The sequence below is a fragment of the Stenotrophomonas sp. Ker107b genome (assembly GCF_053847245.1).
This window is the reverse complement of sequence record NZ_JBSPHX010000001.1, coordinates 1466812-1493382: the sequence shown is the minus strand read 5'-3', so window position 1 is coordinate 1493382 and position 26571 is coordinate 1466812. Positions and strand designations below refer to the sequence as shown.

At 66.6% G+C, this 26571-nt stretch carries 28 protein-coding genes; 16 read left to right on the top strand and 12 right to left on the bottom strand.

What is annotated here, in order from left to right:
* Nucleotides 1–11: 11 nt before the first annotated feature.
* Entirely contained in the window at nucleotides 12–728 is a 717-nt protein-coding gene (locus ACWV8V_RS06805) for an MgtC/SapB family protein (RefSeq protein ID WP_259259845.1), read from the bottom strand.
* A gap of 163 nt (nucleotides 729–891) precedes the next feature.
* Between ACWV8V_RS06805 and ACWV8V_RS06800 the strand changes: the two genes are divergently transcribed.
* A complete protein-coding gene (locus ACWV8V_RS06800) occupies nucleotides 892–3615 on the top strand; it encodes a TonB-dependent receptor plug domain-containing protein (protein ID WP_455899301.1) in 2724 nt (907 codons plus the stop codon).
* 61 nt (nucleotides 3616–3676) lie between these two features.
* Here the strand turns inward: ACWV8V_RS06800 and ACWV8V_RS06795 are convergent, their stop codons facing one another.
* Both ACWV8V_RS06795 and ACWV8V_RS06790 read right to left on the bottom strand, forming a co-directional pair.
* On the bottom strand, nucleotides 3677–4315 hold the full coding sequence (locus ACWV8V_RS06795) for a LysE family translocator (RefSeq protein ID WP_259259849.1): 639 nt from the start codon (nucleotides 4313–4315) through the stop codon (nucleotides 3677–3679).
* 84 nt (nucleotides 4316–4399) lie between these two features.
* The gene (locus ACWV8V_RS06790; protein WP_455899620.1) at nucleotides 4400–5215 is read right to left on the bottom strand and encodes an AraC family transcriptional regulator; all 816 of its coding nucleotides are present in this window, start codon (nucleotides 5213–5215) and stop codon (nucleotides 4400–4402) included.
* A gap of 77 nt (nucleotides 5216–5292) precedes the next feature.
* Between ACWV8V_RS06790 and ACWV8V_RS06785 the strand changes: the two genes are divergently transcribed.
* Entirely contained in the window at nucleotides 5293–5760 is a 468-nt protein-coding gene (locus ACWV8V_RS06785) for a GNAT family N-acetyltransferase (RefSeq protein ID WP_259259851.1), read from the top strand.
* 147 nt (nucleotides 5761–5907) lie between these two features.
* A complete protein-coding gene (locus ACWV8V_RS06780) occupies nucleotides 5908–6321 on the top strand; it encodes a hypothetical protein (protein WP_259259852.1) in 414 nt (137 codons plus the stop codon).
* A 20-nt stretch (nucleotides 6322–6341) separates the two neighbouring features.
* Here ACWV8V_RS06780 and ACWV8V_RS06775 read toward each other — a convergent pair whose 3' ends face one another.
* The 4 genes from ACWV8V_RS06775 to ACWV8V_RS06760 all read right to left on the bottom strand — a co-directional run bounded on the left by ACWV8V_RS06775 (nucleotide 6342) and on the right by ACWV8V_RS06760 (nucleotide 11120).
* Entirely contained in the window at nucleotides 6342–7730 is a 1389-nt protein-coding gene (locus ACWV8V_RS06775; protein WP_259259853.1) for a serine hydrolase domain-containing protein, read from the bottom strand.
* A gap of 139 nt (nucleotides 7731–7869) precedes the next feature.
* Nucleotides 7870–8454: a fasciclin domain-containing protein gene (locus tag ACWV8V_RS06770; protein ID WP_429000520.1), complete on the bottom strand. Its 585-nt coding sequence runs from the start codon at nucleotides 8452–8454 to the stop codon at nucleotides 7870–7872.
* A 134-nt stretch (nucleotides 8455–8588) separates the two neighbouring features.
* Entirely contained in the window at nucleotides 8589–9464 is an 876-nt protein-coding gene (locus tag ACWV8V_RS06765; RefSeq protein WP_455899619.1) for an acid phosphatase, read from the bottom strand.
* A gap of 96 nt (nucleotides 9465–9560) precedes the next feature.
* Nucleotides 9561–11120: an ATP-binding protein gene (locus ACWV8V_RS06760; RefSeq protein WP_455899300.1), complete on the bottom strand. Its 1560-nt coding sequence runs from the start codon at nucleotides 11118–11120 to the stop codon at nucleotides 9561–9563.
* A 319-nt stretch (nucleotides 11121–11439) separates the two neighbouring features.
* On the opposite strand from ACWV8V_RS06760, the gene ACWV8V_RS06755 reads away from it, so the two are divergent.
* The 3 genes from ACWV8V_RS06755 to ACWV8V_RS06745 all read left to right on the top strand — a co-directional run bounded on the left by ACWV8V_RS06755 (nucleotide 11440) and on the right by ACWV8V_RS06745 (nucleotide 13748).
* The gene (locus ACWV8V_RS06755) at nucleotides 11440–12411 is read left to right on the top strand and encodes a helix-turn-helix domain-containing protein (RefSeq protein WP_455899299.1); all 972 of its coding nucleotides are present in this window, start codon (nucleotides 11440–11442) and stop codon (nucleotides 12409–12411) included.
* 162 nt (nucleotides 12412–12573) lie between these two features.
* On the top strand, nucleotides 12574–13224 hold the full coding sequence (locus tag ACWV8V_RS06750; RefSeq protein ID WP_259259858.1) for a response regulator transcription factor: 651 nt from the start codon (nucleotides 12574–12576) through the stop codon (nucleotides 13222–13224).
* A gap of 116 nt (nucleotides 13225–13340) precedes the next feature.
* Nucleotides 13341–13748: a response regulator gene (locus ACWV8V_RS06745; RefSeq protein WP_123729443.1), complete on the top strand. Its 408-nt coding sequence runs from the start codon at nucleotides 13341–13343 to the stop codon at nucleotides 13746–13748.
* A 10-nt stretch (nucleotides 13749–13758) separates the two neighbouring features.
* On the opposite strand, the gene ACWV8V_RS06740 is transcribed toward ACWV8V_RS06745, so the two are convergent.
* The gene (locus ACWV8V_RS06740) at nucleotides 13759–14886 is read right to left on the bottom strand and encodes a hypothetical protein (RefSeq protein WP_455899298.1); all 1128 of its coding nucleotides are present in this window, start codon (nucleotides 14884–14886) and stop codon (nucleotides 13759–13761) included.
* A 201-nt stretch (nucleotides 14887–15087) separates the two neighbouring features.
* Here ACWV8V_RS06740 and ACWV8V_RS06735 point away from each other — a divergent pair, with 201 nt between their 5' ends.
* The 10 genes from ACWV8V_RS06735 to ACWV8V_RS06690 all read left to right on the top strand — a co-directional run bounded on the left by ACWV8V_RS06735 (nucleotide 15088) and on the right by ACWV8V_RS06690 (nucleotide 23999).
* Nucleotides 15088–15492 (top strand): hypothetical protein, encoded by a 405-nt coding sequence (locus ACWV8V_RS06735; protein ID WP_259259860.1) that lies wholly within the window; start codon nucleotides 15088–15090, stop codon nucleotides 15490–15492.
* A gap of 23 nt (nucleotides 15493–15515) precedes the next feature.
* The gene (locus ACWV8V_RS06730) at nucleotides 15516–16028 is read left to right on the top strand and encodes a YidH family protein (RefSeq protein WP_455899297.1); all 513 of its coding nucleotides are present in this window, start codon (nucleotides 15516–15518) and stop codon (nucleotides 16026–16028) included.
* Nucleotides 16025–16951, top strand: a complete 927-nt coding sequence (locus ACWV8V_RS06725) for a formylglycine-generating enzyme family protein (protein ID WP_259259863.1) — start codon at nucleotides 16025–16027, stop codon at nucleotides 16949–16951. Before ACWV8V_RS06730 ends, ACWV8V_RS06725 begins: the two co-directional genes overlap by 4 nt.
* 39 nt (nucleotides 16952–16990) lie before the next feature.
* Nucleotides 16991–17377 carry a DUF1622 domain-containing protein gene (locus ACWV8V_RS06720; RefSeq protein ID WP_455899296.1) on the top strand — a complete coding sequence of 129 codons (387 nt, stop codon included), beginning with the start codon at nucleotides 16991–16993 and terminating at the stop codon, nucleotides 17375–17377.
* Between the two features lie 43 nt (nucleotides 17378–17420).
* Nucleotides 17421–18410, top strand: a complete 990-nt coding sequence (locus ACWV8V_RS06715) for a SphA family protein (RefSeq protein ID WP_259259865.1) — start codon at nucleotides 17421–17423, stop codon at nucleotides 18408–18410.
* A gap of 35 nt (nucleotides 18411–18445) precedes the next feature.
* Nucleotides 18446–19270, top strand: coding sequence for a DUF2092 domain-containing protein (locus ACWV8V_RS06710; RefSeq protein ID WP_259259866.1), 825 nt, complete (start codon nucleotides 18446–18448; stop codon nucleotides 19268–19270).
* Between the two features lies 1 nt (nucleotide 19271).
* Complete coding sequence (locus ACWV8V_RS06705; protein WP_259259867.1) at nucleotides 19272–19793, top strand: hypothetical protein; 522 nt, start codon at nucleotides 19272–19274, stop codon at nucleotides 19791–19793.
* A gap of 75 nt (nucleotides 19794–19868) precedes the next feature.
* Nucleotides 19869–20417, top strand: a complete 549-nt coding sequence (locus tag ACWV8V_RS06700) for a DUF4136 domain-containing protein (RefSeq protein ID WP_259259868.1) — start codon at nucleotides 19869–19871, stop codon at nucleotides 20415–20417.
* Between the two features lie 232 nt (nucleotides 20418–20649).
* Entirely contained in the window at nucleotides 20650–21711 is a 1062-nt protein-coding gene (locus ACWV8V_RS06695) for a BamA/TamA family outer membrane protein (RefSeq protein WP_259259869.1), read from the top strand.
* 77 nt (nucleotides 21712–21788) lie between these two features.
* On the top strand, nucleotides 21789–23999 hold the full coding sequence (locus ACWV8V_RS06690; RefSeq protein ID WP_455899295.1) for a patatin-like phospholipase family protein: 2211 nt from the start codon (nucleotides 21789–21791) through the stop codon (nucleotides 23997–23999).
* A 15-nt stretch (nucleotides 24000–24014) separates the two neighbouring features.
* Here ACWV8V_RS06690 and ACWV8V_RS06685 read toward each other — a convergent pair whose 3' ends face one another.
* The 4 genes from ACWV8V_RS06685 to ACWV8V_RS06670 form a co-directional block, all read right to left on the bottom strand.
* Nucleotides 24015–24191, bottom strand: a complete 177-nt coding sequence (locus ACWV8V_RS06685) for a hypothetical protein (RefSeq protein ID WP_184997109.1) — start codon at nucleotides 24189–24191, stop codon at nucleotides 24015–24017.
* A 55-nt stretch (nucleotides 24192–24246) separates the two neighbouring features.
* On the bottom strand, nucleotides 24247–25065 hold the full coding sequence (locus ACWV8V_RS06680; RefSeq protein WP_455899294.1) for a hypothetical protein: 819 nt from the start codon (nucleotides 25063–25065) through the stop codon (nucleotides 24247–24249).
* Nucleotides 25062–25229, bottom strand: coding sequence for a DUF6515 family protein (locus ACWV8V_RS06675; RefSeq protein WP_221180332.1), 168 nt, complete (start codon nucleotides 25227–25229; stop codon nucleotides 25062–25064). The genes ACWV8V_RS06680 and ACWV8V_RS06675 overlap by 4 nt, the downstream gene beginning before the upstream one ends.
* Before the next feature lie 449 nt (nucleotides 25230–25678).
* Nucleotides 25679–26461 (bottom strand): DUF2092 domain-containing protein, encoded by a 783-nt coding sequence (locus ACWV8V_RS06670; protein ID WP_259259874.1) that lies wholly within the window; start codon nucleotides 26459–26461, stop codon nucleotides 25679–25681.
* Nucleotides 26462–26571: the final 110 nt, after the last annotated feature.

The window sequence follows — 26571 nt, the reverse complement described above, 5'->3', positions numbered from 1 at the left end:
AAGCGCCGCGATCAGTCGCGGGTGCTGACTTCCCAGTTGGCGTGCACCACCCCTGGCTGACGCTGCAGCCGAGCGACCACCGCGTCGAGCTCGTCGGCACTGACCGCCGTGCTGACCAGTATCGCCACCAGCTCGACCGGGCCGTCGCCGTGTTCGATCACCTGTACATCGCTGACGGGATACTGGGCGGCCTCCAGCGCGTCGACCAGGCGTTCGCGTGCGAGAGGAGTAGCGGCAGGGTCCACGCTCAGGCGCACCTCGTAGGTGGCCTCGGAGGCGGCCTCATTGATCGGGATGCGGTTGATGGCGTTGACCAAGGGCCGCAGCAGGGTGTTGCCGGCGATGATCAACACCGTCAGCAGCGCGCCCTCGGCCAGCATGTCCGCACCGGTGCACGCCCCGACCGCCGCCGAACACCACAGCGTCGCGGCGGTGTTGAGGCCGCGCACGTTCATGCCTTCCTTCATGATCACGCCTGCGCCCAGGAAGCCGACCCCGGACACCACGTAGGAAATCACCCGCACCGCCTCGACACTGCCGGCGATGCGCATGCCCAGATCCACGAAGGCCGCCGCGCCGACCGCCACCAGCACATTGGTGCGCAGCCCGGCGGTGCGCTGGCGGTACTGCCGCTCGGCGCCGATCAGCGTGCCCAGCACGAAGGCGGCCGCCAGGCTGACCACGGTGTCCAGGAAGGGATACAGCTGGAAGGTCTGGATGAAGCGCATGCGGAGTCCTTGCAGGGCAGGGCTTAGGCGAAATCCCGATAAGCATATCCCGGTCGGTCATTTCCTCCTTTCCCACCTGTTCAGCAGAATCCCGACCCTCTCTCCACCACGATCCGGCGCGGGCCTGCCTGCGCTGGCGCGTTCTTATTGACCGGAAATCTGCATGTCTGTGCTGTATCGCCCGCTGCGTCGGCGGGTCTTGGTTGTGTCGTTGTTGCCCCTGCTTGGCGCCAGTTCACTGGTTCACGCCGCCGATCCGCCCACGCAGCTGGATGCGGTCACGGTCACCGGCTCGCGCATCCCCCGCGCCAGCGTGGAAGGCCCATCCCCGGTCACCGTGATCACCCAGGAACAGATCGAGGCCCAGGGCTACCGCAGCGCCTTCGAAGCGCTCAGCGCGCTGACCGAGAACACCGGCAACGTGCAGGGCGAGGATTTCGGGAATACATTCACCCCGGCCGCCAACACCATCAATCTGCGTGGCCTCGGCCCCAACCGCACCCTGGTGCTGGTCAACGGTCGCCGCCAGTCGGATTACCCGCTGGCCTACGAAGGCTCGGTCAATGTGGTCAACCTGGCCAATATTCCAAGCGCGCTGATCGATCGGATCGAAGTGCTGGCTGGCGGTGCCTCGGCGGTGTATGGCTCCGATGCGATCGCCGGCGTGGTCAACATCATCCTCAAGAAGACCTATGACGGCGTCGGCATCAATGTGCGCGCCGGCACCACCGAACAGGGCGGCGGCGACAATCAGCGCCTGCAGGCGGTCGGCGGCAGCTCGGGCGAGCAGTGGGACGCGATCTTCGGCCTGGAGATCGCCAACCGCAAGGCGATCTATGGCTCGCAGCGCGATTTCATGGACTCGTTGAGAGATGATCCGCGGGGCGTGGCGCCGCTGGCGACGGCGGTGGCGTATCGCCGCAACGCCTCCACCAATGATTACATCGATCCCGGTACCGACGGCTGTGATGCCTCCAGCACCCTGTACGGTGGCAGCGTGTTCCGCGCGCAGAATCCGCGCCAGGGCTGGTACTGCGGCAGCAATGAGGCCGCGCCCACGTTCTGGACCGTGCAGACCGAGAAGCGCAACATCGATGCGTACAGCGCGGTGACCTGGCGCTTGAACGAACGCCAGGAACTGTTCGCCGATGCCGCCATCGGCACCGCACGCATCTACAACAACACCCGTGCGCCGAGCTGGACCTCCTCGCGCAATTACTTCTACAACCAGAACAGCGGTCAGCTGGAAAGCTGGTACCGGCGTTTCGCACCGGAAGAAATGGGCGGCGTACAGCGCAATGCCAACCGGTTCCTGGAGCAGTCCTGGTCGTTCAACGTGGGCGCGCGTGGCAGCATCGGCGGTTCGGACTGGGATTACGAAGCGGCCTACAGCCGCTCGCGCTATGAAAACAAGACGCAGCGCCCGGGCCTGCTGGTCGACATCAATACGTACCTGCTCGGCCCGCAGCTGGGCACCCGCAACGGCGTGGAGGTGTATGCACCGGATCCGTCACGTCTGTATCAGCCGCTGACCCCGGGCGAGTATGAAGGCCTGTCGGGCCGCTACGAGAGCCGCAACGCCGCGTGGCTGCAGACGGCCAGCGTCAGCGTCAACGGCCAGCTGTTCGATCTGCCCGGTGGCCGTGCCGCGCTGGCAGCCGTCGTCGAAGCGGGCAGCCAGGGCTACCGCAACCGCCCGGACCCGGCGTTGGCACAGGGCGTGTTCTGGAACCTCAATGCCGGCATTCCCGCCGGTGGCGAACGTGATCGCTATGCGGCCGGCGTGGAGCTGCAGCTGCCGTTGCTGGAGCGCCTGACCGCCACCGTGGCTGGACGCTACGACCAGTACCGCGCCGCCGGTGATCACCTGGGCAAGGCGACCTGGAGCACCGGCCTGGAGTTCCGTCCGTTCGATACGCTGCTGCTGCGCGCCAGTGCGGCGACCAGCTTCCGTGCGCCGGACATGAACTACGTGTTCGCGACCGAAACGCGTGGCTACAACCCCGGCATGACCGACTACTGGCGGTGCCGCAGTGCGGGCCAAGCCTATGACGACTGCGATTTCAGCGGATTGGCGATCGACTACACCAGCGGCGCCAACCCGCAGCTGCAGCCGGAAACCGCCACATCATATGGCCTGGGTTTCGTGTGGTCGCCCTCGGCCAACCTGGACTTCACGGCGGACTACTACGACATCCGCATCGATGATGAGGTCACCAACCTGGATGCGACCCGCATCCTGAAGGACGAAGCCGACTGCCGCCTCGGCCAGACCGTCGGCGGTGACGCACGCGATATCGGCTCGGCGCAGTGCCAGGACGCGCTGCGCCGGGTGATCCGCAACCCGGCCGATGCAACCGTGCAGCCCAACCAGGTGGTACGCGTGCTGATCAACCCGATCAACGCCGCCTCCGAAACCGTGCGGGGTATCGACCTGAAGTCGACGATGCGCTGGGATGCGGGCCGTTACGGTCGATTCTCGGCACGTGTGGCGTACTCGCTGGTGATCGATCACAGCTACCGCCAGTTCGCTGGCGATGACGTGCAGGACCAGCGCAATTCGCTGGATTCCTACCAGTGGCGCAGCAAGGTCAACGGCAGCGTCACCTGGGCGATCAACGACTGGACCGCCACCCTGTACGGCATGCGCTACGGCTCGTTGCCCAAGAGCGACGGCAGCGGCCGCATCGCCCCGTACATGACTTACAACGCGAGCCTGTACCGCAAGCTCAATGACAACGCCACGCTCGGCCTGATCGTCAACAACCTGCGCGACAGCCGCCCACCGGCGGACAAGAACGGCGGTGGCTGGCCATTCTATCCGGTCGGCAACTACGACCCCTACGGTCGCCAGCTGTGGCTGGAGTTCGACTACCGCTTTCTGTAATCGCTTCGCGGGCCCGGCAATGCCGGGCCCGCTGCGTTTGCGGCGCAGGCACCGCAGCTGCTCAGATCACCATCCTGCCCAGTACCGCCAGCGCGAGGATGATCAGCAGCACACCTGACAGGCGTTCGATCCACGGCAGCGCAGCATTGAATCGTTCCATCGCGGCGGCCCGCCCGACCAGACCCGCCATCAGCAGATCCCAGCCGAGCACCACCGCGAACATCCACACCCCGTAGAACCACCGTGTTCCGGCGCTGTTGTCCGGCCCGCTCAACATGGCCGCGAGGCTGGCGTAGAACAGGGCATTCTTGGGGTTGAGCAGGGCGGAGATTGCACCCAGCCCGAAGGCACGGAACCACGCGGATCCTGGTGCCGGGCGGGAGGACACGGCCGGCTGCCCTGCTGGAGCGCGCAGCGTCGCTGCCCCCGCATGGCGCAGGAACAGCACGCCGACATACAGCAGGAAGACGCATCCGGCCACCTGGATCACCTGGAACAGCACGCTGTCGGGCTGCAGCCCCGCCACCCCGGAGAATGCCAGCGCGATGTAGGCACCATTGGCGAGCGCCACGCCGAGGCACGCGCCGCTGGCAATGCGCCAGCCCTGATGGATGGCAGTGCGGGTGATCAGGAAAAAGTCCGGCCCCGGCGACAGCAACGCCAGAAAATGCACGGCAGCGACGAGCAGAAACTGTTCCATGGGGGCGGGCGTCAACGGGGCGCATGACTGTGCCGATGTTGCGTGATGACGTATTGCACGATATTGCGCGGCGCTCAGCGGCGCTCAGCGGCGATAGCGGCCTGGGGTGATGCCGGCGTGGGCCTTGAACAGGCGTTGGAAATGGCTTTGGTCTGCAAAGCCAAGCGCATGTGCGACCTCGGCCAGTGGTTGCCCTTGCCCCAGCCGCTCCCGGGCGACATTGATCCGCCGGTTGAGTTGCCAGGCATGTGGGGTAAGGCCAGTGACAGTGCGGAACGCACGGATCACCGCGTAGCGGTCCATACCGGTGCAGCTGGCCAGATCGTCCAGCGACACGCTCGACATCGGCGCGGCGTCCAGCAGGGCCAATGCCGGCTGCAGTCGCCGGTGCTGTTGCGGGCTTGCGTGGCGGGCCGGGATCGGTAGCCCGGCAGCGACGTCGAGTTCGTCGATGAAAGCGACGACCGCTGCTTCCTTTTCCCCTGGATCGGCACTGGAGAACAGCAGGGCATTGATGTGGCAGAACATCCGATAGCGCGCCGCGCTGCGGTCGATGCGGATCAGCGCCGCCGTTGCAGCGTCTGCGTCGGGCGGCTGCCTGTCTGCACTGACTGCCTGCACCCAGGCTGCATCCAGATGCAGCATCTGATAGCTCCAAGCGGTGTCGGGCGCTGGATTGCAGGCATGTACACGGTGCGCCGGCACGATGACCAACGTGCCCGGTTGAAGGCGGTGCTGTCCGCCCGGTGCGCCGCTGAAGATGCTCTCGCCCGCATCCACGGCGCCGATCGACCAGGTGGGGTGACTGTGCGGGCGGTAGCAGGCCCGGCTGTTGCACGCGCGGCGTGACTCAACCCACGGCAGGCGAGGATCGCGCCAGAACTCCGCCGCCGAGGTCATATCGCTGGCGAGTGGGCTGCGCACGCTCGGGGCGTCGCGTATGCTCACCGCCTGAAACTTACTGCAGTCCATGCGCCATGGTAAATCACATCCACTACCGCCGCGCGCTACCCGACGATGCCGCTGCCTGCATCGATCTGCGTGGCCGCACCCGCGAGAATGCCTTTTCCGCGGCCGACCTTGCCGAGCTTGGCATCACCGAAGACAGCTGGGCCGCCGGTATCCGTGACGGCGCACTGCCGGGACATATCGCGCTGGAGGGTGAGGGTATGGTCGGCTACTGCTTCGGCGATCGCGAGGGCGGCGAGATCGTGGTGCTCGCATTGCTCCCGGCGTATGAAGGGCAGGGCATCGGTCGGCGGTTGCTGGATCTATCCATCGCCGATCTGGTGCAGGCCGGGCATTCGCGTCTGATTCTGGGGTGCGCGGCCGATCCGGCGGTACGCTCGCATGGGTTCTACCGCTACCTGGGCTGGCGGCCGACCGGCGAGATCGATGCGCTGGGCGATGAGGTGCTGGAACTGCACGTAGGCGCGACGCCGTAACAGCGGCGTAGGGCGTGGCAGTGATTCCGTGTCGGGATCCTGCGCATCGCACGACTTGCGTGCGATCGGTCACGGCGCGCGGCGTCACGCCTGGGCAGGCTGGGCGCCTTTGGAGGGAGCAATGCGATGCCTGCCTGGTGCTTGACCTTGATCATGAGTGCCACAGCGGTAGCCCTGCCGCCGCGGCAGGTTCATACCTGTGTCGTGGATGGGGCGCGCCACTACCAGTCCACGCCCTGCGCGGGGCGCACCGAACGCATCCGCGAGATGCCGCCGGCGTCAGACACGTGGGCCAATGAGCTGTATATCGAATCGCTGCGCAAGGAGCTCAACGCCAAGCCGCGTGCTGGAACCGCGCAGCCGCGCCAACGGCGTTCACAACAGCGCAGCGTTCGGCCGACGCCCGCCATCCGGGGCGCGGCCATCTCCGTGCATGCCGATCCGGCCCGGTGTGCTGCCGCGCGACGCCAACGCGAGACGACCTACCGCAAGGCAGGCGACCGGCCCAGCCTGGCGCTGAGCCGGAAGATGGATGACCTGGTGCACGATGCCTGCCGCTGAGGTCCAGTCATCGTGGGCGATCACTGCCCCCGGTCGCGCTCCATCAGATATCGAGCCACGGCATCGAACGCCGGCAGCGTGGTCGGGTCATTCGCGCTGTTGCCGGCCACCGGGTGCGAGCCGAACCGCGCGATCACTACCCGTGCGGTGGGATCGATGTACAGCGCCTGGCCATGCACGCCACGCGCCATGTAGGCACCGTGGTCGTTGTGCGAGATCCACCACATGCCGCGATAGCTCCAGCCCGATAGTTGTGGATAGCCGGCCTTGGCGAAGGCCTGCGTGTTGCCACCGGCGCGGATCCGGTCGATCGCCGCGGCGGGGACCACGGTCTGGCCGTCCACCTTGCCCTCGTCGAGCAGGAGCTGGCCCACCCGGGCCAGATCGCGCAGGCCGGCATTGAAGCCTCCGCCCGCGAACGGTGTGCCTGTGGAATCGACGGTGTAATAGGCGTCCTGCTCGGCGCCGATGCGTTGCCAGATCCGCGATTGCAGCAACTGCGCCACCGATTGACCGGTGCGGCGGGCGATGATCCAGCCGAGGGCGTCGGTGTTGATCGTCTTGTAGCCGAACGCCTCGCCGTGGCGACCCTGTTTCTGCACGGTTTTCAGGTAGTCATAGTAACTGCGGGGGCCCGTGTAGCCGGCGGGCGGGGGCAGGGTGCTGCCGGCGGCGGCGTACGCCCAGACCTCGGCATTGGGGTCGGCGTAGTCTTCGCTGTAGCGCAGCGCGGTGGTCATCTCCAACACCTGCTTGACCGTGGCATCACCGAAGGCGCTGTCCTTCAATTCGGGAATGATCGCGCCGACACGCTGGGTTTCATCGATGACGCCCTCCGCGACCAGCATCTCGCCGAGCAGACCGGTGATCGATTTGGTGACGGACATCGCACCGTGCTGGCCCTGTTCGTCCAGGCAGCCGCTGTAACGCTCGTATACCACTACGCCGTCATGCAGTACGACGATGCCATCGGTGTAGTTGGCGGACAGCGACTGCGCCCAGGTCATGCCGGTGCTGCTGCCGGTCGGGGTGAACGAGAGCGCATCGATCGCGGCGTCCAGTCGACGCGGCAGCGCACGGGCAGCGCCGGCCCCACGGCTGACGCCCACGGTGGGCATCAGCTGACGGAAGTGGCAGGCTGTCCAGCGCAGCTTGGGAAAGCTGAAATAGTCGTCGTCGGTGTAGCGGATGCGCTTGTCTTCCGGCGGAGGCGCGCCCTGCATCCAGCCAAGCAGCTTCGGATCGGAGGCTTCTGCCGAGAGGGGTGATGAGGCAGGCGAGACCGGGGCAGCCGTGGTGGCACCCGGCAGCGCGAGCATCGCGACCAGCGCCACGGCCAACCGGGCGCGCGGTGATGCCTGTGACAAGCGCGCGCGCGACAGGGCGATGCGAGGACGTGAAACGGGCATGGTGCACTCCTTGCTGAGGCGCAGTACGTCTGCGCCGCCAAGGGTACTGCACCCCACACGAAGACGGCGCCATCGGCGCCAGGTCATCTCCTCCTCCCACCCGGGGCGGCCGCAGGCATGCTGCGGCCGCCGTATCCGGTTACGGCATCAGCACCTTGTTGATCACGTGGATCACGCCATTGCTCTGCTTCACATCGGCAATGGTGACGTTGGCCACCTGGCCCTTGCTGTCGGTCAGAGTGATGCCGTTGCCGACCACGCGGGCCGTCAGCGCTTCACCTTCGACGGTGGTGAGGCTGGCTTTGCCACCGCCCTGCTTGATCTTGGCCATCAGGTCGGTGCTGGTGACCGCGCCCGGCACCACGTGATAGGTCAGGATCTTGGTCAGGTCCGCTTTTTTCTCAGGCTTCAGCAAGCCTTCCACCGTGCCCTTGGGGAGTGCGGAGAACGCTGCATTGGTCGGTGCGAACACGGTGAACGGGCCGGCGCCTTTGAGCGTATCGACCAGGCCGGCTGCTTTGACCGCAGCCACCAGGGTGGTGTGGTCCTTGGAATTGACGGCGTTGTCGATGATGTCCTTGTTGGCATACATCGCTGCGCCGCCCACCATCGGGTTGCTGTGCTGCGCGCCCGTCATGGGGGCGGGCGCCTGCGCGAAGACGAGCGGGGATGCGGTGGCAGCAAGACAGCCGATCAGTACAAGGCCTGCAAACTGGATCTTCATGACCAAACTCCCAAATGGATGCGCCGGTATGACGCACCTTCAATTACGGCGGGAGTGGGCCGGCGGATGCAGTACCTCCGCACTATATTTTTTCGTCACGCGCAGGTGAGGATCGCGTCGAGGCGGCGCGACGGCTACAGCACCCCGGGAATCTTCACCGCGAGCGCGGCCTTCTCGGCGTCACAGCCGGTCGGCTCGACGCTGTTGCTGCGCAACGCCTGTATTTCCGCACGGGCCAGCGCCATGTCGCGATTGAAATCCGCATTGGCGTGGAGCATCGCCACGGCGCCGGCCGCCACGGCACGGCCCTCGAGCACGTCACTCTGCCAGTGCGCGTTGCAGATCAGCCGGTTCTCGCCGAAAGCGCGGCCACGGGCGAGCAGCGCATCGGCCTGGCCCGGGCTCAGCTCGGTCAGCACCAGCGCCCAGGCCCAGCTGATCGCGGTGTGGCCGGAGGGATAGGAACCATCGGTGCGCAGCGACGCCTCATCGGCGGGCGCGCAGGTGTTTTCCTTGAAGAACACGAATGGGCGGGTGCGTTTGTAGTGGTCCTTGGCCGCATACGTGGCCAGGCCGGCGTCCACCAGGGTCCGCTGCAGCAGCAGATAGAGCGCCGGTGACGTCTGTTGGCTGATCGGCACCCCCAGCGCGCAGGAAAACGTGTTGGCAACCTGCGGGAAGCGCAGGTCCGCATCGGTGGTGGCCAGCGCATAGCGCGGTGATCTGCGCAGTTGCTGCGCCGCGCGATGGACGGCCTGATCGTTGGCGAATGCGGGCGAGCCTTTGGCTGGCGGCGGCGGCAGCAGTGCCAGGCTGTCGGGCAGGGCGCGACCCAGGTAACCGGCCGGCACGCCAGGGCGCAGTTCCGGAACGGGCGCCGGCGCGGGAGCGGTGGTCGGCGCAGGCGGCGCGGGTGCGGTCGACAGCGGCGGGGCGGTACTGCAGCCGCCGAGCGTGACGGCCACGACCAGTGCAACGGCACTGTGGCGGCGGAAGGAGGGCAAGGCAATCCTGTGCATACGGGCGCTCCGCAGGGGTGTCGGCTCACTCTGTCGGTCCCGCGGCGCGCGTACAACCGCCTTTCTACGTGGTCCCCATCAGTATCTTTACTGGTGAACGGCGCTCCGCAGTGGCGGTATCGAACGGACGGTGCCGGACAGCGGAAAACGCACCTCGATACGGGTGCCGCCGAGGGGACTGGCGCTGACCTGCAGGGTCCCGCCGAGCAGGCGTGCGCGCTCCTCCATGCTGATCATGCCCAGCCCGGGCGCTGCCGGGCCATGGCTTGCCGGCATGCCGATGCCATCGTCATCCACGCGCAGCACCATCTGCTCGCCACGCACCGTGACCAGAATCTGCGCGGCGCGCGCACGGGCATGCTTGTCCACGTTGTTCACTGCCTCCTGCATGATCCGGAACAGGCTCAGTTCCTGGTCGTCGCGCAGCCGCGGCAGGTCATCGATGCGGCAGCGCACACGCAGCGCGCCACGGGCGTTGCGCTTGATGCAGAACGCATCCAGTGCACTGGCCAAGCCGGTGAAGCGCAGGATGCTGGGATGCAGTTCATGCGAAATGGAGCGGATGTCGTTGGACACGGTCAGCAGCTGATCCTGCAGGTCGATCACACGGTGCCGCTCCGTTTCGGGTATCTGGTTGCGCAGCGCGCTCAGGCAGATCGAGATCGCCGCCAGCGACTGGTTGACGTCGTCGTGCAGGTCGCGTGCGATCCGGGTGCGTTCTTCCTCCTGGACCACCAGCATGCGTCCGGTCACTTCGCCGAGCCGTCGATACGCCTGTTTCAGCTTGAGGTGGTTGGACAGCCGCTGCTCCGACAGCGCGCCGAGGAACAACAGGGCGCAGCCGGTGCCGAGGGTCCAGACCTGGGCCGTGATCAGGTTGTGGTCGGTGGTCCAGAGGGCGAACGGGCCGATGTCCTGCATGCTCAACTGCATGCCGAGCACGGCCACGATGAGCATGCAGGCCGATGCCCCCGAGACGCCCAGGACGATCAAGGCCCAGACCAGCAGCGGAATCGGCGTAAGGACCAGCAGGGGCGTCATGACCCCGTCCGCCCAGTCGACACCCCAGACCAGGCCCAGCAGCACCAGCAGCAGCACCGCGATCACCGCCGTCCGCCACTGCCATCCATCACGCCGTTCCGGTGTCTGCAGGACGCGCGCGACGTTCACCAGGCAGGGCACGATGAGCAGATAGCTCACCGCGCTGCACAGCCACAGTGCACCGATCGCACCTGACGCTGCGCCGGTGCGATGGCCCGACAGCAGCACCGCCTGCCAGAGTCCCACACACACAGGCAGTGCCACACAGCCGACCAGCACGAACAGGCCGATATCGCGGTAGCCCTCCAACGGCGCACGATCCCCACGCCAACGCAGCAACAGCCATGCCACACCGATCACCAGCGCGAACTCACCCGCGCTGGCGATCAGGTGGGTCAGCCCCAGAAACGGGGCGAAGGCAAAGGCCACCCCGGTGCCCGCACAGGCGGCAAGAATGCAGGTGCGCCACTGCGCGCGGGGGGTGAACAACAGCCAGCCGAGCAGCAACGGTCCCGGAATCCACAGCACGTGCAGACGGAAGCCGGGCATCTGGGCGAGGGTCGGCAGCAACTGTCCGAGCAGGCAGCCGAGCAGCAGCGGCGCCACCCGTGTGAGGGTGACGCGAAGCGCGGGTGAGGTGCGTGTGGACGGGGCTGGGTTGGCGGGGTCATCCGGCGGAATGTCGGTGGTGCTATCGACAGCAGCAATGTGCTTTACGGTCGCATTGACGTGCACGTAGACCTCGGCGGGGCGTGAGTATGCTCGGGTCGATCCGCGGAGGCGTCTCGATGTGATGCGCTTCACGCTTGTGGGGGATACTGCGCGACCGGTTGTCGTGATGTCGCTTCCGCCCCACAATCGGGTCGATCTAAACAGCTTGTTCCCCCGCGCGCTATCCGATTTCCGACTTGCCCAAGGAGCTGGCATGGACGAACCGATGGCCCCGTATAGTCGCTTTGTCGTCGACGGGTTCGATGCCGATGCGTTGCTGGGTGTGGTGCGTGATACCCGCTTCGAGCAGCGGCTGCTGGCGGCCGGGCATTTTCGGGCGTGCCTGCAGCGCCTGGTGTTTCCCGAGTTCAGCCTGGACAGCGGTGCCTACACATTGCCGATCTTCGCCAGCGGCAGCTTCGGCCAAGGGCTGGTCGCGCTGGCGATGGCGGTGTCCTGCGAACAGCCGATGTGGGCCAACGGACGCTGGATTCCCGCCGGGCAGGTGATGGTGTTCGCCGAGGACAGCGAGCTCAATGTGCGCCCGAGTCCCGGTGGCTGGCAGTGGGCCGTGCTGCTGATTCCACGCGAGGTGCTGCAGCGTGAAGCGGTGGCGCGGATTGGGCGCGAACTGCGTCTGCCACGCAGCGGCTGGTGCAGCCGCCCGGCGGCACCGGCAGAGGCCTATGGGTTGCGCTATGGGGTGTTCAAGGCACTCGATGCGGCCGCCAGCTGGACGGGTGTGGTCACCTCCGAGCAGGTTGCCGCGCAGGCGGCACTGTTGTTGGGGGCGTTCGTCGACGCGGTGAGTGCGGCCGATGCCGGGCCGGCGCGGCGTGCGGATGGCAGCTGGTTCGAACGCCACCGCGACAGGGTGGTGCGGCGCGCCGAGGAGTACCTCAAAGCTCACCTGGATCGGCCGTTCGACAGCAGAGCCCTGTCACTGGCGCTGGGCGTGGGAGAGCGGCAGCTCGAGCGCCTGTTCCGTGATGCCTACGGACACGGCCCGTGCCATTGGCACCAGCTGGCCCGGCTCAACTGCGTCCGCAGTGCGCTGCTGCAGGCAGATGCACGGCAGAGCGTGACGGACATCGCCCTGCGGCTGGGGTTCGGTCATCTCGGGCGGTTCTCGGTCATGTACCGGAATGTCTTTGGTGAATGTCCGCGGGACACGCTGCGACGCTGAACAATGGACTGAACGAGTACGTCCAATGTCATTGTTTCGCATGGGAAATATCACGGCCCCATCACGGCGATGTGCGCATGTTCGGCGCGTTGCAGGGGCAATGGAATCGATCCGCATCTGCAGCTCAATCAGGGGATGATTGACGCCAATGGAGGCAATGCGATGGGCGTTTCATGCGCGCAGGCAGTGGCGGTGCCGTTCCGTAAAGTTGTCGTGGCCGATGACCACATCCTGGTCGCACAGGGCATCGAACGATTGTTGATGGAGTGCTTCGAATCGATCGTGCTGGTGTCGTCGGGGGAAGAACTGCTGGCATCGCTGCATCGCGAGGCACCGGACGTGGTGGTGTCCGATATCAGCATGCCCGGCCTCAGTGGCATCGATGTGATGCGTCAGGTCCGCAGCGAAGGGTGTCTGACACCGTTCGTGTTCCTGACCATGCATGACGAATCCAGCATGGCTGCCGAGGCGATCCGTGCAGGTGCGCGCGGCTATATCCTCAAAAGCGCGGCCGGCGACGAGCTGGTACGGGCGATCAATGGCGTGATGGAAGGCCAGACCTATGTCACCCCGACGCTGGCCGCCAACGCGATCGTGTCGTCCGGCCGCTCTCAGTATGTGTTGACCGACAAGCAGCTACGAATCCTGGAGTACGTGGCCCGCGGCCTGCGTTCCAAGCAGATCGCCTACGAACTGGGCGTGTCGGTGCGCACGATCGAATCGCACAAGTACGCGATCATGCAGGAGCTGGGTGTGCACGGCACGCTGGAGTTGGTCCGCAAGGCCGAGCTGGAAGGGTTGATCCGTCACTGAACAGGCCGCGCCGGACACGGGCAAGTAGATTTACTTGCCCGTGTCCCGTTGTTTTGCCCTTGTTCCCGTAGCGCCCGCCCCACACCATCGGAACAGGCGTCGAACTGGCGAATGCGATGAATGCTGTCCGTGTGCTGCTGGCCGAAGACGGATGCGCGATGGGACGCCAGTTGCGCGGCCTGCTTGCCCAGCAGTTCCAGGTGATCGGATTGGTCCAGGACGGCGCCTCGCTCGTGCAGGCGGCGCAGAGCATGCTGCCCGACGTCGTGGTGACCGATATCGGCATGCCGGAATTGAACGGTCTGGAGGCCGCGCGTCAGCTGCGGCTGCAGCGGCCGGTGCTGGGCGTGGTGTTCATCACGGTCCACGCCGAACCGCAGATGGTGTCCCAGGCGATGGCCTTGGGCGCCTGCAGCTACGTGCTCAAATCCGATGCGGGCGATGACCTGCTGCAGGCCGTTGCGGCCGCCGTAAAGGGCGAAGCGTTCGTGTCGCGCTCGCTGCGCGGGCTGCGTCGACGCTGATCGCGCCGGCCTAGACCAGGATGCCGATCAGCTTGCGCGCCAGTTCGTCCACCGACATCGCCAACAGCACCAGGGGCAGCAGGGGAAGGATCGCGTGCAGGGCGATCCACAGCACGTTCCAGCGCGTCATCGGCAGCACCGACATCGACGCCAGCCCCTTATAGACGCCGCTGAAATCCGCGAACGCCGAGGCATCACCATGATCGAGCAGGGACTCGCTGCCCGCATCCGGTGACTGCGCCGAGGGCCAGCGCTGGTCGAACAGGTCGGCGGCGCGATTGCCCAACGCGTCAAAGTGGTACAGCGCGTGGCGCTTGGTCCGCATCATCGTCGGCATCAGCAGCAGCAACGGCGCGACCAGGACCAGTGTGGCGGCAATGACGTAGCCGGCAAGCAGGTGCCGCAGGTCGTAAAGGCTGTCGCCCAGGTAGTGCACGTGGTTGATGCAGGCGCCGGCCAGCAACAGCCCGCCCGCCAGCGCGAGCACCGCAAAGCGTTCCTGGGCCAGGCCGAGGAAGGCCAGCCCACCGGCCCCATCGGGATGCTCGGCGTGCAGCACCAGGCCGCTGCGTGGCAGGCGCCAGAGCACGCATGTCCAGAGCACGAAGCGCCACAGCCACAGCAGGGCCACCAGGCGGAACAGCGGCACCGCGACCCACTCGTACCAGTGGCCGGCCGCGGTCAGGACACCGTGCTCCAGGCGCCAGTCCGCTACCCCTGGCAGCAGGCTGACGCTGTCACCCCCGAACAACAGCGGGGCCCATGCGATCAGCACACAGAGCGCTTCGGGCAACCAGCCATCGCGCCAGTGTCGGACCTTGGCGAGCAGGGCATCCATGCGTTTCTGGCGTCGGGCCGGGACCAGACTGCTGTGGGTCAGCTGGCGGAAGGCATTGCGCAACAACGCGTCCGAACGTGGTGCTGCGATCACCAGCAAGGGCAGTGCAAGCAGCACTCTGGCCAGAGTGGCGTAATCGCCGAGCAGGGCCATCCGGGGTGGCTGTGGCCATAGCGTGCCGGCCCGCGCAGCCAGCACCAGCATGGGACCAAACGACACGACGAGCAGGATGCCGGCCACCCACAGCGACACCCGGGCACGGCCATGCAGTGCGCCGGTTGCCTGTAGCAGACGGTGCACCAGCCCGCCGCGCATAAGGGAATAGTGGTGCTGGCTCGATCGCATCGCCGGCATGCCCCACGACATCGGAAGCAGGCAGCATAGCGCTGCATTCCAAGCCGTTGAACGCAGTAAAAATACTGGGGGCGATGCAGTACTAATCTCGATTGTGCAGCGCAGGCGCGACGCCCAAGCTGGAGGCCTGACGCAAGGATCCCGCCCATGCTCCTGGTGATCGATATTCTGACGCGCTTCTGGACCGACATGATCGATCGCGCGGACGGCCCCATGACCTTCCGCTTCTTCCTGCAGCCGACGATGGCGCTGATCGCAGCATTGATCGATGGCATCAAGGACGCCAAGGCCGGCAAGGCGCCCTACGCCTGGCTGATGGCGCACAGCTCGGCCGGTGACCGTCTGGTCGCCTGGCGCGAAGGGGTCACCGCGACTGCCCGCATTCTGCTGCTCGGGGTCGGCATGGATGTGATCTACCAGTTCCGCATGTTCGGCGGCTTCAAGTATCCGGTCGAGGCGTTCGTCATCGCGGTCGTGCTGGGGTTCCTGCCGTATCTGATCCTGCGCGGCCCGATCACCCGCATCGCCAGCCACTTCCTTCGCCGCAAATGACACCCTCACGAGACGACCCGCCGATGAGTGCCCAGGACCCCCGCGAGCAGCTGACCGAGCGTGCGCGCACCATCGAGCAGGCCAAAACGCTGCTGGGGGGGGCCGATGCCACCTCGATGGAGCTTTCCTCGCGGCGCACCGGGATGTCATTCCAGCGCACGCGCATGAGCGCGGACCGCACGCTGATGTCGATCATCCGCACGGCGCTGTCGCTGATCGGCTTTGGTTTCACGATCTACCAGTTCTTCGGCCACATGCTGGAGGTGCCCGGCGTCGGCCTGCGTCCGCATGCGCCACGCAACTTCGGCATCGCGCTGGTCGGCCTCGGCATGGTTCTGTTGACCCTCGGCATCCTCTATCACATCCGCTACATGCAGGGCCTGCGTGCCGAGCGCGAGGAGATGATCCGCGAAGGCCTGATCCACGGGGAGAGTCACTACCCGATCTCGCTGACCCTGATCACCGCCGGCCTGCTGTGGCTGCTGGGCCTGCTGGCGATCGTCAGCATGACCTTCAACGTGGCGCCGTTCGCATGAGTGTCGTGGCCGATAGCATGATCGAGCTGGCCGGCGGGGTCTTCAGCATGGGCTCCAACGACCACTATCCCGAGGAGCGACCCGCGCACAAGGCGCGGGTAGGGCGGTTCCGCATCGATCGCTACCCGGTGACCAACCGGGAGTTCGCCCGCTTCATACGCGCGACCGGCCACGTCACGGCTGCCGAGCAGGCCGCCGATCCGCGCGACTACCCCGGTGCCGATCCGGCACTGCTTCAGCCAGCCTCGGTGGTGTTCGTGCAGCCGGCGCACCCGGTCGATCTGGGCAACACGCATAACTGGTGGCACTACCTCCCCGGCGCAGACTGGCGACACCCGCGCGGACCGGCCTCGAGCCTGCAGGGCCTGGACGATCATCCGGTCGTGCACGTGAACTTCGCCGATGCGCTCGCGTATGCGCACTGGATGGGCAAGGATCTGCCGACCGAAGCGGAGTGGGAGTTCGCCGCGCGCGGTGGCCGGGACAGCGGTGAGTTCGCCTGGGGCGACAGCCTGACGCTGGACGGACGCCATCAGGCCAATACCTGGCAGGGCGAGTTTCCCTGGCACAGCCTGGATGAGGACGGGTACCGTTGGACCTCGCCGGTCGGCAGTTACCCACCCAACGGGTATGGGCTGTACGACATGATCGGCAACGTCTGGGAGTGGACCAGCGACTGGTACCAGCAGCATGACCAGCTGCAGAGCAAACCGTGCTGCGCGATCGACAATCCGCGAGGGGGGCTGCGCGAACGCAGCCACGACCCGCGTGATCGCAGCGCGGTCCCACGCCGGGTAATGAAAGGTGGCTCGCACCTGTGCGCGCCGAATTACTGCAAGCGTTATCGCCCTGCGGCGCGCATGGCGCAGCCGATCGATACCGCCACCTGCCATCTGGGTTTCCGCTGCGTGGAGCGCGGATGAACCGCGCCGGCCAGGATCGACCCCGTTACCGGAGCTCCGATGATGTCTCCTCTCAAGGCGTGGCTGGTCGCGCTCACCGAGCCGGTGGTGGTGATCATCGATGCGATGGCATTGGCCCTGATCACCCTGGCCACTGCGGTGGTGTTCGTCAACGCGCTGCGCCTGGCGCTGCGTGGCCATCCCACCAATGTGGAGCGGCGCGAACTGTGGCTGTCCTACGGCCGCTGGCTGGTCGCAGGTCTCACCATGCAATTGGCGGCCGACATCATCGAATCCTCGATCTACACCAGCTGGGACGCGATCGGACAACTGGCGGCGATCGCGGTGATCCGCACCTTCCTGAACTACTTCCTGGAACGCGACATCGCCGATGTGCGCGAGCGCCAGCACCAGCACCAGCGCCAGGCAGTGCCCGGCCCACCCTGACGCCCATGACCCCGCAACCGTGTCCGCTCTGGAGGGCCACGCCATGACCATCCCTGTCCTGAAACCGCGCCGCCACACCCGACGGCACACGCCTTTGGCGGTCGCATTGACTCTGCTTGCCGCGCTGGCGGCGGTGCCTGCAGGCGCGACCGAGGGTGCGATGGGGCGCTCCATCACCGGGATGCAGATCACGTCCTATGCCGGTGTGATCCCGCCCGAGCCGGGGATGCAGTGGTCGTTGAGCTACATCCATTACGACGGCAAGATCAGCGGCAACCGGCAGGCACCGATCGCCGGACAGATCTCGCTCGGCCTGGAGGCCGATGTCAGCCTGACCGCCGCTACCGGCGTGTATGTGTGGCCGACCCAGGCAGGCAAGTGGAACTTCGCCTCGATGCTGACCGTGCCGTATGTCACCGCCGACGTGACCGCCAACCTGACGGGCCCCCTGGGCGGACGGCGGCAGGTCAAGGACAGTGCGTCCAATCTGTTCGATGTGTACTTCGCGCCGGTCATTGCCGGTTACCACATCGACCCGGTGCAGCATGTCTCGTTCGGCGTGTATGTGTACGCACCGACCGCCAAGTACGACCCCAGCCGCCTGGCCAACCCCGGCATGAACGTCTGGACCGTGTCGCCCAGCGTCGGCTACACGCATCTGTTCCAGAAAGGGACGCTGGAGTTCAGCGTGCTGGGCGCCCTGGACTGGTACGGGCGCAATGACGACACCGACTACAAGAACGGCGTGGTGGCGCGTACCGATGTGCTGCTGGTCAAGCGCACGCCCAGTGGCTGGGGCTTTGGCGCGGCCGGCGGCTGGATCCAGCAGTTGCAGGACGACGAAGGTGACACCGCCGATCGCCTCAACGGATTCAAGGGGCGCGCCTTCGGCCTGGGCCCGGTCCTGACCTACGGCAAGAAGTGGTCCGGTGGCGAGCACGTGGACGTGTCGTTCCGCTACATCGGTGAGTTCAGCGTCAAGAACCGCTTCGAGGGCGATCCCTGGAGCCTGTCCATCAGCGGCGGCTTCTGAGCCGCGCCGTGCCCCTCTTTCATGGAGTCCTGGTCATGTCACCTGCATCCCATTCCGCGGTATGGACCAGCTGCCTGCTGTTGGCGCTCTTGGCGCCGGCAGCGCACGGCGCTGCACGCACCCCGGCAGCGCCAGCCCCGCCTGCCGCTGCCACGGCTGCCGCCACGCCGGAGCGCGACCCGGAGGCACTGGCCGCGCTGGACCGCATGGGCGCCGCGCTGCGTGCGCTCAAACAGTTCTCACTGACCTCCGATGCCAGCATGGAAATCGTGCTGGACGATGGTCAGAAGGTGGAGCTGGATGGGGTGGTGACCTACAAAGTACGCGCACCGAACCAGCTGTTCCTGGAGCTTCGCAGTGATCGCCAGTTACGCCAGCTGTTCTACGACGGCAAGGCGCTGTCGGTGTACGCACCGCGACTGAAGTACTACGCGCAGGTGGAGGGGCTGAGCAGCACGCTGGGTGAGCTGGTCGAAGACGCGTCCACCCGCTACGGCATCGATATGCCCTTGGCCGACATGTTCCTGTGGGGCACCGACAAGGCGCCCAAGACCGCGATCCGCGGCGCGCTGCATGTTGGCGGTGGCACGGTCGACGGCGAAGCGATCGAGCAGTATGCGTTCAAGCAGGACGGCGTGGACTGGCAGCTGTGGGTGAGCAAGGCCACGTCGCTGCCCAAGAAGCTCATCATCACCTCACTGGACGACCCGGCACTGCCGCAGTATCGCGCGCAGCTGCGGTGGGATACCCGCACCCCCGTACCAGCTGCGGCGTTCGCGTTCAAGCCGCCGGCAGACGCGTCGCGGATCAAACTGGTTCCGGTCGCCGTGGCCGTTGTCGATGCTGAGCAGGAGAACTGAGATGCGTATTGTGATCGGACGTTTCTTCGTGGCCTCGTCATTGCTTGCAGGGGTGGCGCTGCTGGTACTGCTCACAGTCGCCACGCCCGCCAGCGCGCAGCGCGCCGGCCTGCATGGTGGTGGTGCGCGTGCCAGTGCCCACACCAGCATCAATCGCCCGGCGCAGCGCGCCCAGGGCGGAAACATCAATCACGGCGGTAATGTGAATCGCAACATCGACAACAACCGCAACGTCGATCGGAACGTGAACCGCAACGTCAACCGCAACGTCAACGTGGACGTCAACTACCACGACGATCACTGGAACCACTGGGACGATCATCCCTTCGCCACCGCAGCGGCCGTCACCGCCGGTGTGGCAGTGACCTCGGCGGTGATCGGTTCGATCGTCAATTCGGTGCCGCCCAGCTGCGTGACGACTGTGATCAACGGCATGGCGTACCAACAGTGCGGCAACGTCTGGTACGAACCGCGCTATGCCGGCACCACGGTGCAGTACGTGGTGATCAATCCACCGCGCTGATCCGCCTGTTCCACCTGTCACAGGACGGCTGCGACCGCAGCGCGTCTTTCCATCCATGCCTTGGAGACTCGCGTCATGAAAGCCCTTGCCCTCGCTGTCCTGGCCACGTCCCTGGTCGCTTGCGCGTCCACACCGACCGTCAAGACCGATTTCGATCCGTCGGCCAGTTTCGCGTCCTACAAAACCTACACCTGGGCGCTGAAGCCCGAGGCCAGCTCGCCGTTGGTGCAGCAGCGCATCATCGATGGCATCAACGCACGCCTGCAGGCCAAGGGGCTGCGTGAAGCGCCGAACGGTGACATCGCGCTGGCCGCGCACATCGCCACCGGCCAGAAGCAGACCCTGGATACCTTCTACAGCGGCACCGGCATGGGGGGATGGGGCTGGCGTGGCGGTGGCTGGGGCGGCGGCATGGCCATGGGCAGCGCCACCACCACTGTGCATACCTATGACGTGGGCACGCTGGTGGTGGACATGTTCGATGCCAAAACCAAGCAGGCGGTCTGGCGCGGGACCGCCAGCGGCACCGTGCCGAGCTCGCCGGACAAGGTCAACGCTGCGGTTGAAGCCGGGCTGGACAAGCTGTTCGTCGGCTTCCCGCCGGGCAAGACTGCGGCGCGCTGATCCCGCGCGGCACCACCTGAAACACGTTACCCGCGTGGGCCCGTGCCGGGCTCCCCCTTCCCACCGGCACGCGCCCGCGCTCTACACCCTTCCGTTGAGGTGCCCTGTGCCGATCGGCCATGCCGTCCGCTTGCTTGTGTTGTTGGGTGCATCAATGTCGTGGGCCGTATCGGCGCAGCAGACGGATGCCGATGCGACGGCGCCTGTGACGGCGACGCCTTCGAACGCCGGCATGTTCCGTGACGCTGAGGACGGCCATTTCGACATGTCGCGGTGGCTGCTTGAACACCGGGGCTTCCTGCCCGTTCCGATCATCATCACCGATCCTGCTGTCGGCAACGGGGGCGGAGTGGCACTGGCATTCTTCCAGCGCCCGTCGGGTACGCAGCCGTCAGGCGAGGGTGGCGCACCAAAGATGGTGACACCCAACATCTATGGAGGTGGCGCGATGCGCACCTCCAACGGCAGCGAGGCCTACGGGGTGGGTGCATCGCTGCATTTCGACGATGACCGCTGGCGCTACCGTGGGGGTGTGGCCAAGGCGTCGTTCAATCTGGGGTTCTACACCCCTGGCACGCTGCTGCCGGCGCAGAAGATCGAGTACAACGTCGATGGCGTGATGTCGTTCCAGCAGGGCTTCCGTCGTCTGGGCGAGCGCGATCTGTATCTTGGTCTGGCCTGGATCTACATGGATCTGGACCTCGGCTTCGACATCGCCTCGGACAGCGATCGGTTCCAGCCGCACGAGTTGTCCAAGCGCAGTTCCGGGCTGGGCCTCTCGCTGGAGTACGATTCCCGCGACAATCCGTTCACCCCGTCCAGCGGTTGGCTGGGCATGGTCGAAGGCAATTTCTACCTGCCCGGCATTGGCAGTGATGCCAGCTTCCAGAGCTATCGCGGTCACGCGTACGGTTACTGGCCGATGGGCAAATACCTGGTCCTTGGTGGCCGCGCAGATGCCCGCTGGGCTAACGGCGATATCCCGTTCTACCGCCTGCCTTACATCGATCTGCGCGGCATCGGCTCGGCACGCTACCAGGACACCCGCGCCGCGGTGCTGGAGAGCGAACTGCGCTGGAACCTGACGCAGCGCTGGGCCCTGATCGGCTTCGTCGGCGCGGGTCGCACCTGGGGGCGCCACAACAGCTTCGGCGATGGCGCCAGCCAGGTCTCCAAAGGGGCCGGGGTGCGGTATCTGATCGCCCGCCAGCTGGGCATGCATGTGGGCGTCGACTATGCCTGGGGCCCGGAAGACGACACCTTCTACATCCAGGTGGGCAGCGCATGGCGCTGATGCGTACCGGCCGAGGCAGACCACGCGCCACCAGGTTTGCGGTTCTCTGCCTGTGCGCGGCGGGAACGGTATCGCCGATGCAAGCCGCCGAGCCCGCCGTGCCCGTGGTCATGCAGGTGGGGGCCATGCATTGTGGCGAGCGCGCCCCGGGCGACACCCGGCCCCGTATCGGCCTGGCGCTCGGCGGCGGCGGCGCCCGGGGCATCGCGCATGTGCGCATCCTCAAGCAGCTCGAAGCGCTGCACATCCCGGTGGATTGCATCGCCGGCACCAGCGCAGGCGCGCTGGTCGGCGCACTGTACGCCTCCGGCTCCACCCCGGCGCAGATCGAGCAGCTCGTCCTGAGCACCGAATGGTTGAGTCTGTTCACCGACACCCTGCCGCGGCGGGATCGCTCGCTGCGGCGCAAGGCGGATGACTACGCCCAGCTGGCGCCGATCGGCATCGGGCTGGGCGGGGAGGGCAAGGCAGTCGCCCTTGCCGCGGGGGTCTCCGAAGGCGAAAAGCTGATCGCGCTGTTCGAGCGCGCGACCGGCGGCAGCCGGGTCAGTGGCCGCTTCGATGACCTGCCGATCCCGTTCCGGGCCGTGGCCACGGACATCAATACCGGCAAACCGGTGGTACTGGCCGAAGGCAGCGTGGCGATGGCGATGCGTGCGAGCATGTCGTTGCCGGGCATCTTCCGCCCTGTAGTGATCCAGGATCAGGTGTTGCTTGATGGCGGGCTGTCCAACCAGGTGCCGATCGACGTGGTGCGCGCGATGGGCGCTGACCGGGTCATCGCGGTCGATGTGGGCACGCCGCTGAGCGCACTGGATCGCGATGCCAGCCTGGTCGATGTGATCAGCCAGCTCAGCGGATTTCTGACCACCCGCAGCGCGCAGCAGCAGCTGGACAGCCTGGGCCAGCAGGATCTGCTGATCGCCCCGGACCTGACCGGCAAGGTGGCGACGGGTGATTTCGACAAGGCACCCGAGGCCCTGCAGATCGGCCAGGTGGCAGCGGAGCGGGCCGCCCCGGCACTGCTCGCCTTCGCGCAGCCGCCGGAGACGTACGACCGTCTTGTGCTGCAGCGTGCGCAGCGTGAGCGGCCGGTGGGTTCCGACCGCATCGCGTTCGTCGAGGTCGACAACCACACCGGCTATGCCGATGCGTTGCTGCTGTCCTATTTTCCGGTCGAGATCGGTGCGCCGCTGGATGTCGCGGCGATGCAGGATGGGGTGCTGCGTGCGTACGGCATGGGCACGCTGGCCAGCATCAATTACGAGGTCAAGCGGCGCGACGGGCGCACCGGGGTGGTGGTCTCCGCGTATGCCAAGCCCAATGGGCCGGCCTACCTGGAGGCCGGGCTAAGCCTGAGCAACGATCTGGAGGGCGGCCACCAGAGCAATCTGCGCGCGGGCCTGCTGTTCTCGCCGCTGTCGGCCTATGGCGCCGAAGCGCGCGTGGTGCTGCAGATCGGCAATGAGCCGGCCTTGACCGGGCAGTACTACCATCCCTTCGATCTGCAGGGCCGGTATGCGTTCCAGGTGGGCGGCGGATTCCAGACCCGCAGCTTCAATCTGTACGACGATGACGGCAACAAGACCGCGCTCTACCGTGTGCGTCGCACCGGTGCGACGGTGGCGGCGGTGCGCAATGTCTCCAATGTGCTGGCACTCACCGCCGGCGTGGAGCGCTACCGGGGCAATGCCAAGATCGAGGTCGGCGACCCATCGATTCCGCGCGTGGATTTCGAGGAAGGCGCATGGATTGCGCAGGCAACGCTGGACGATATCGACAGCCTCTACTTCCCGCGTGACGGCTATCTGGTCAACGCGGGCACCTATCAATCCAGCCCAAGCCTGGGTGCGGACGCCCGGTTCGGGCAGCTGGACCTGGATGCCGTGGCGGCCAGGTCCTTCGGCAAGCATGCCGTGCAGCTGGGGCTGCGCTACCACGTGACCTCCTCGGGAGAGGCGCCCGTGCAGAACCTGTATCGTCTGGGGGGGCGGTGGCGGCTTGCGGGCTTCCAGCACAACGAACTGACCGGCCAGGATTACGCGCTGGGCTTTGCCGGCTACACCTATGAACTGGGCAAGCTGCTCGGGCGCTCGGCCCAGGTCGGCGGCACGGTCGAATACGGCAATGCCTGGCAGCGGCGCAGCGACATGTCACTGAGTGACGGCATCTGGAACGGCAGCCTGTTCCTGGGTTTTGATTCCTGGATCGGGCCGTTGATCTTCGGCATGGGCTTCCGCGAAGGCGGCCGGAACGTGATCTTCATTGAACTCGGGCAGTCGTTGTGATGCTGGCAGCGCAGGTCACCAGACCTGTGACAGGATCACCCCGAGCGCGCCGCACCAGCAGACGATCACGAACCAGGCCAGCACCGCGTTCGCACTGATGCCGCGGTGGCGGACGAACAGGCTCAGCACCAGCGCCGCCACCAGCGGCAGCACGAACAGGCTGACGATCCAGATCAAGGGATGTCCGTGCATGAAGGTCTCTCCACGTGGATACTCTGCAGGGCGCGCGCGGTACACCGCGCCGGATTCATTCGGGGAACACCAGGGTGACGGTCAGGCGCGCGGTCCAGCGACTGGCGTACTGGGGCCGGTCCACGTTGTAGAAGCCGCCGACACCCACGCTGACCGGGGTGTGTCCCACGCGCAGTACCTTGGACACGGTGGCGCCGAGCGGCACCGTCCAGGCATCGCTGCTGGCGGCCTTCCAGTTGTAGTTGGTTTCCGAGGTCACACTGAGTGACCAGCCATCGGGCAGATTGCGGGTGACGAATGGCTGCACGCTGGTGCTGCTCACATCCTCGCGGTCATCATCGCCGGCAACGGACCAGACATGGTTGGCCAGCGCGCCGACCGTCCACGCCTTGGTCTTGTGGACCAGGATGAAGGCGGGGCCGAGCGAGTATTTTCCCGTACCGAGGCTGTCGTGCGAGGCGGTATCCAGCAGCGCGGCGAAGCCGTAGCCGAATTCGGTGCCGTGCGCTTCCGCCGCGGTCCTGGGGATGTAATACCCCTGCACGAACAGGTCCCCGGTGCCGTGCTTGTCCTGCGGAAACTGGTTCCAGCTCAGCGGCAGGATCGGGCGCAGGATGAACTTGCCGTTCTCGCCCACGAAGGGAATCACCGGCTGGATCTTCAACTGCGGGTTGTGCGCGTCGCCGCCAGGCCCGGCCGAGCCTTGGTAGTTGTACTGGAACGGCACGGAGATCAGCGCCGCGCCGGGATCGGCGAGCTTGCGTGCGATGTCGTCGGAGGACGCCGACCCGGCCGGCGCCTCCTGTGCGGCGAGGGGCGCGGCACCCAGCAGGGCGAGCAGCGCCAGCCAGGCCGGATGCCGCCGACACCTCATCGCGGCGCATCCACGACGATGTACTGCACCGTGGTGCCCGCATAGCGCGGCTGATACCAGGCGTTGTCGCACTGCTGGTAGCCGATGCCGTTGACGACGACCGTGCTGCAGTCCACCGGCAGCGAGTAGACGATCGATCCGATCACGGCCGACGTGACGGCCACGCCTGCGGTGAACGCGGCAGCATCCCAGAACGGATGGTCCCAGTACGGCGGCGGGGGCGGCGGAGGGGGTGGCCCGGGCGGATGCGGCCCGGGTCCAGGCCCAGGCCCAGGTCCAGGTCCAGGGCCTGGAGGATGAGGTCCCGGCCCGGGTCCCGGCCCCGGAGCAGGGTGGGGACCGGGACCCGGGCCAGGATGCGGGGCCGGCTCCGGGCGCGGGCCCGGGCCGGGATGCGGAGCGGGGCCAGGCCCCGGCGGGTGCGGGGTGAATCCACCGCCGCCGTGGGGCATGCCACCCCCGCCGAAGCCGCCGGCATGGGCGATCGAGGGGTGGGCAAAACCGCGCAGCCCGGGGCGCGCGTCGGCGTCGGCTGGCAGCAGCGCGGCGCCGAGCATCAGGGTCATCAGGGCCGGGGCCAGCGCGGCGCGCAGGCAAGTGGAACGGTCCATGCTCAGTTCTCCCCGTCAGTGGTCTGCACGGCCAGCGCGACCGGTACGAACACGATCTTCGTCGCACCCTTGGGATCGAACGCCAGCTCTTTGGCGGTCACCGTGCGCCGCGTATCCCAGTTCAACGTGGCCTGGTAGGTGGGCAACGCGGGATCGCTGTGGCTGGTGATCGCCAGCTGGCGGGGCAGGTGGGTCGTGTCGGAAATCCAGACCTGCCAGTCCACCCCGGGTTGCCGGAAGGCGTAGTGCTGGGTTGCCTCGCCCCCGATGCGGGCGCTGCCGATGCGCAGTGCGGAGTGCAGCTGATCGGTCGGAAACGCCGGCGTGCCCCACAGGAACAGATCGGCCAGCGGCAACTCGATGCCATAGGTCGTCGCCGATTCGGTCAACAGCGCCTGGCTGCTCTTGTTCAGGCCATCCAGCGTCGCGTAGTACTTCAGCCGCGGCGAGTAGATCGTCAGCGCCTTGCCGTCGTAGAACAGCTGGCGGTGCTGGTCCTCGCTCTGTATCTCCACGAAGAAGTGGTCCGGGCCCAGCACGCGGTACGCCACGGTGCCGGGCAGGGCGATCTTCTGCCCATCGTCGAGCACGTACTCGGTGCTGGTGGTGGCGTTGAGGGTGAAGTGCGGCAGCGCGCGCAGGGCCGTGCCCATGCGCGTCAGTGCCTGTACGGCCTGGGGATCAACGCCGGCCGCTGCGGGCTGCGCCGCAAGCGGAGGAGCAAGCAGGAGCAGCGGTCCGGCCAGGACCAGCGCCAACAGCAGGCACGATGAGGTGCGCGGCATGACAGTCTCCAGAGTGTCGTCGGTGGGGCGCGCGACGGGCCGACCCTGTTTGACACTCTGCGCACCGCCCACGCGGTGGACAACCGGAGTTACACGGTAACGCGCTAGGT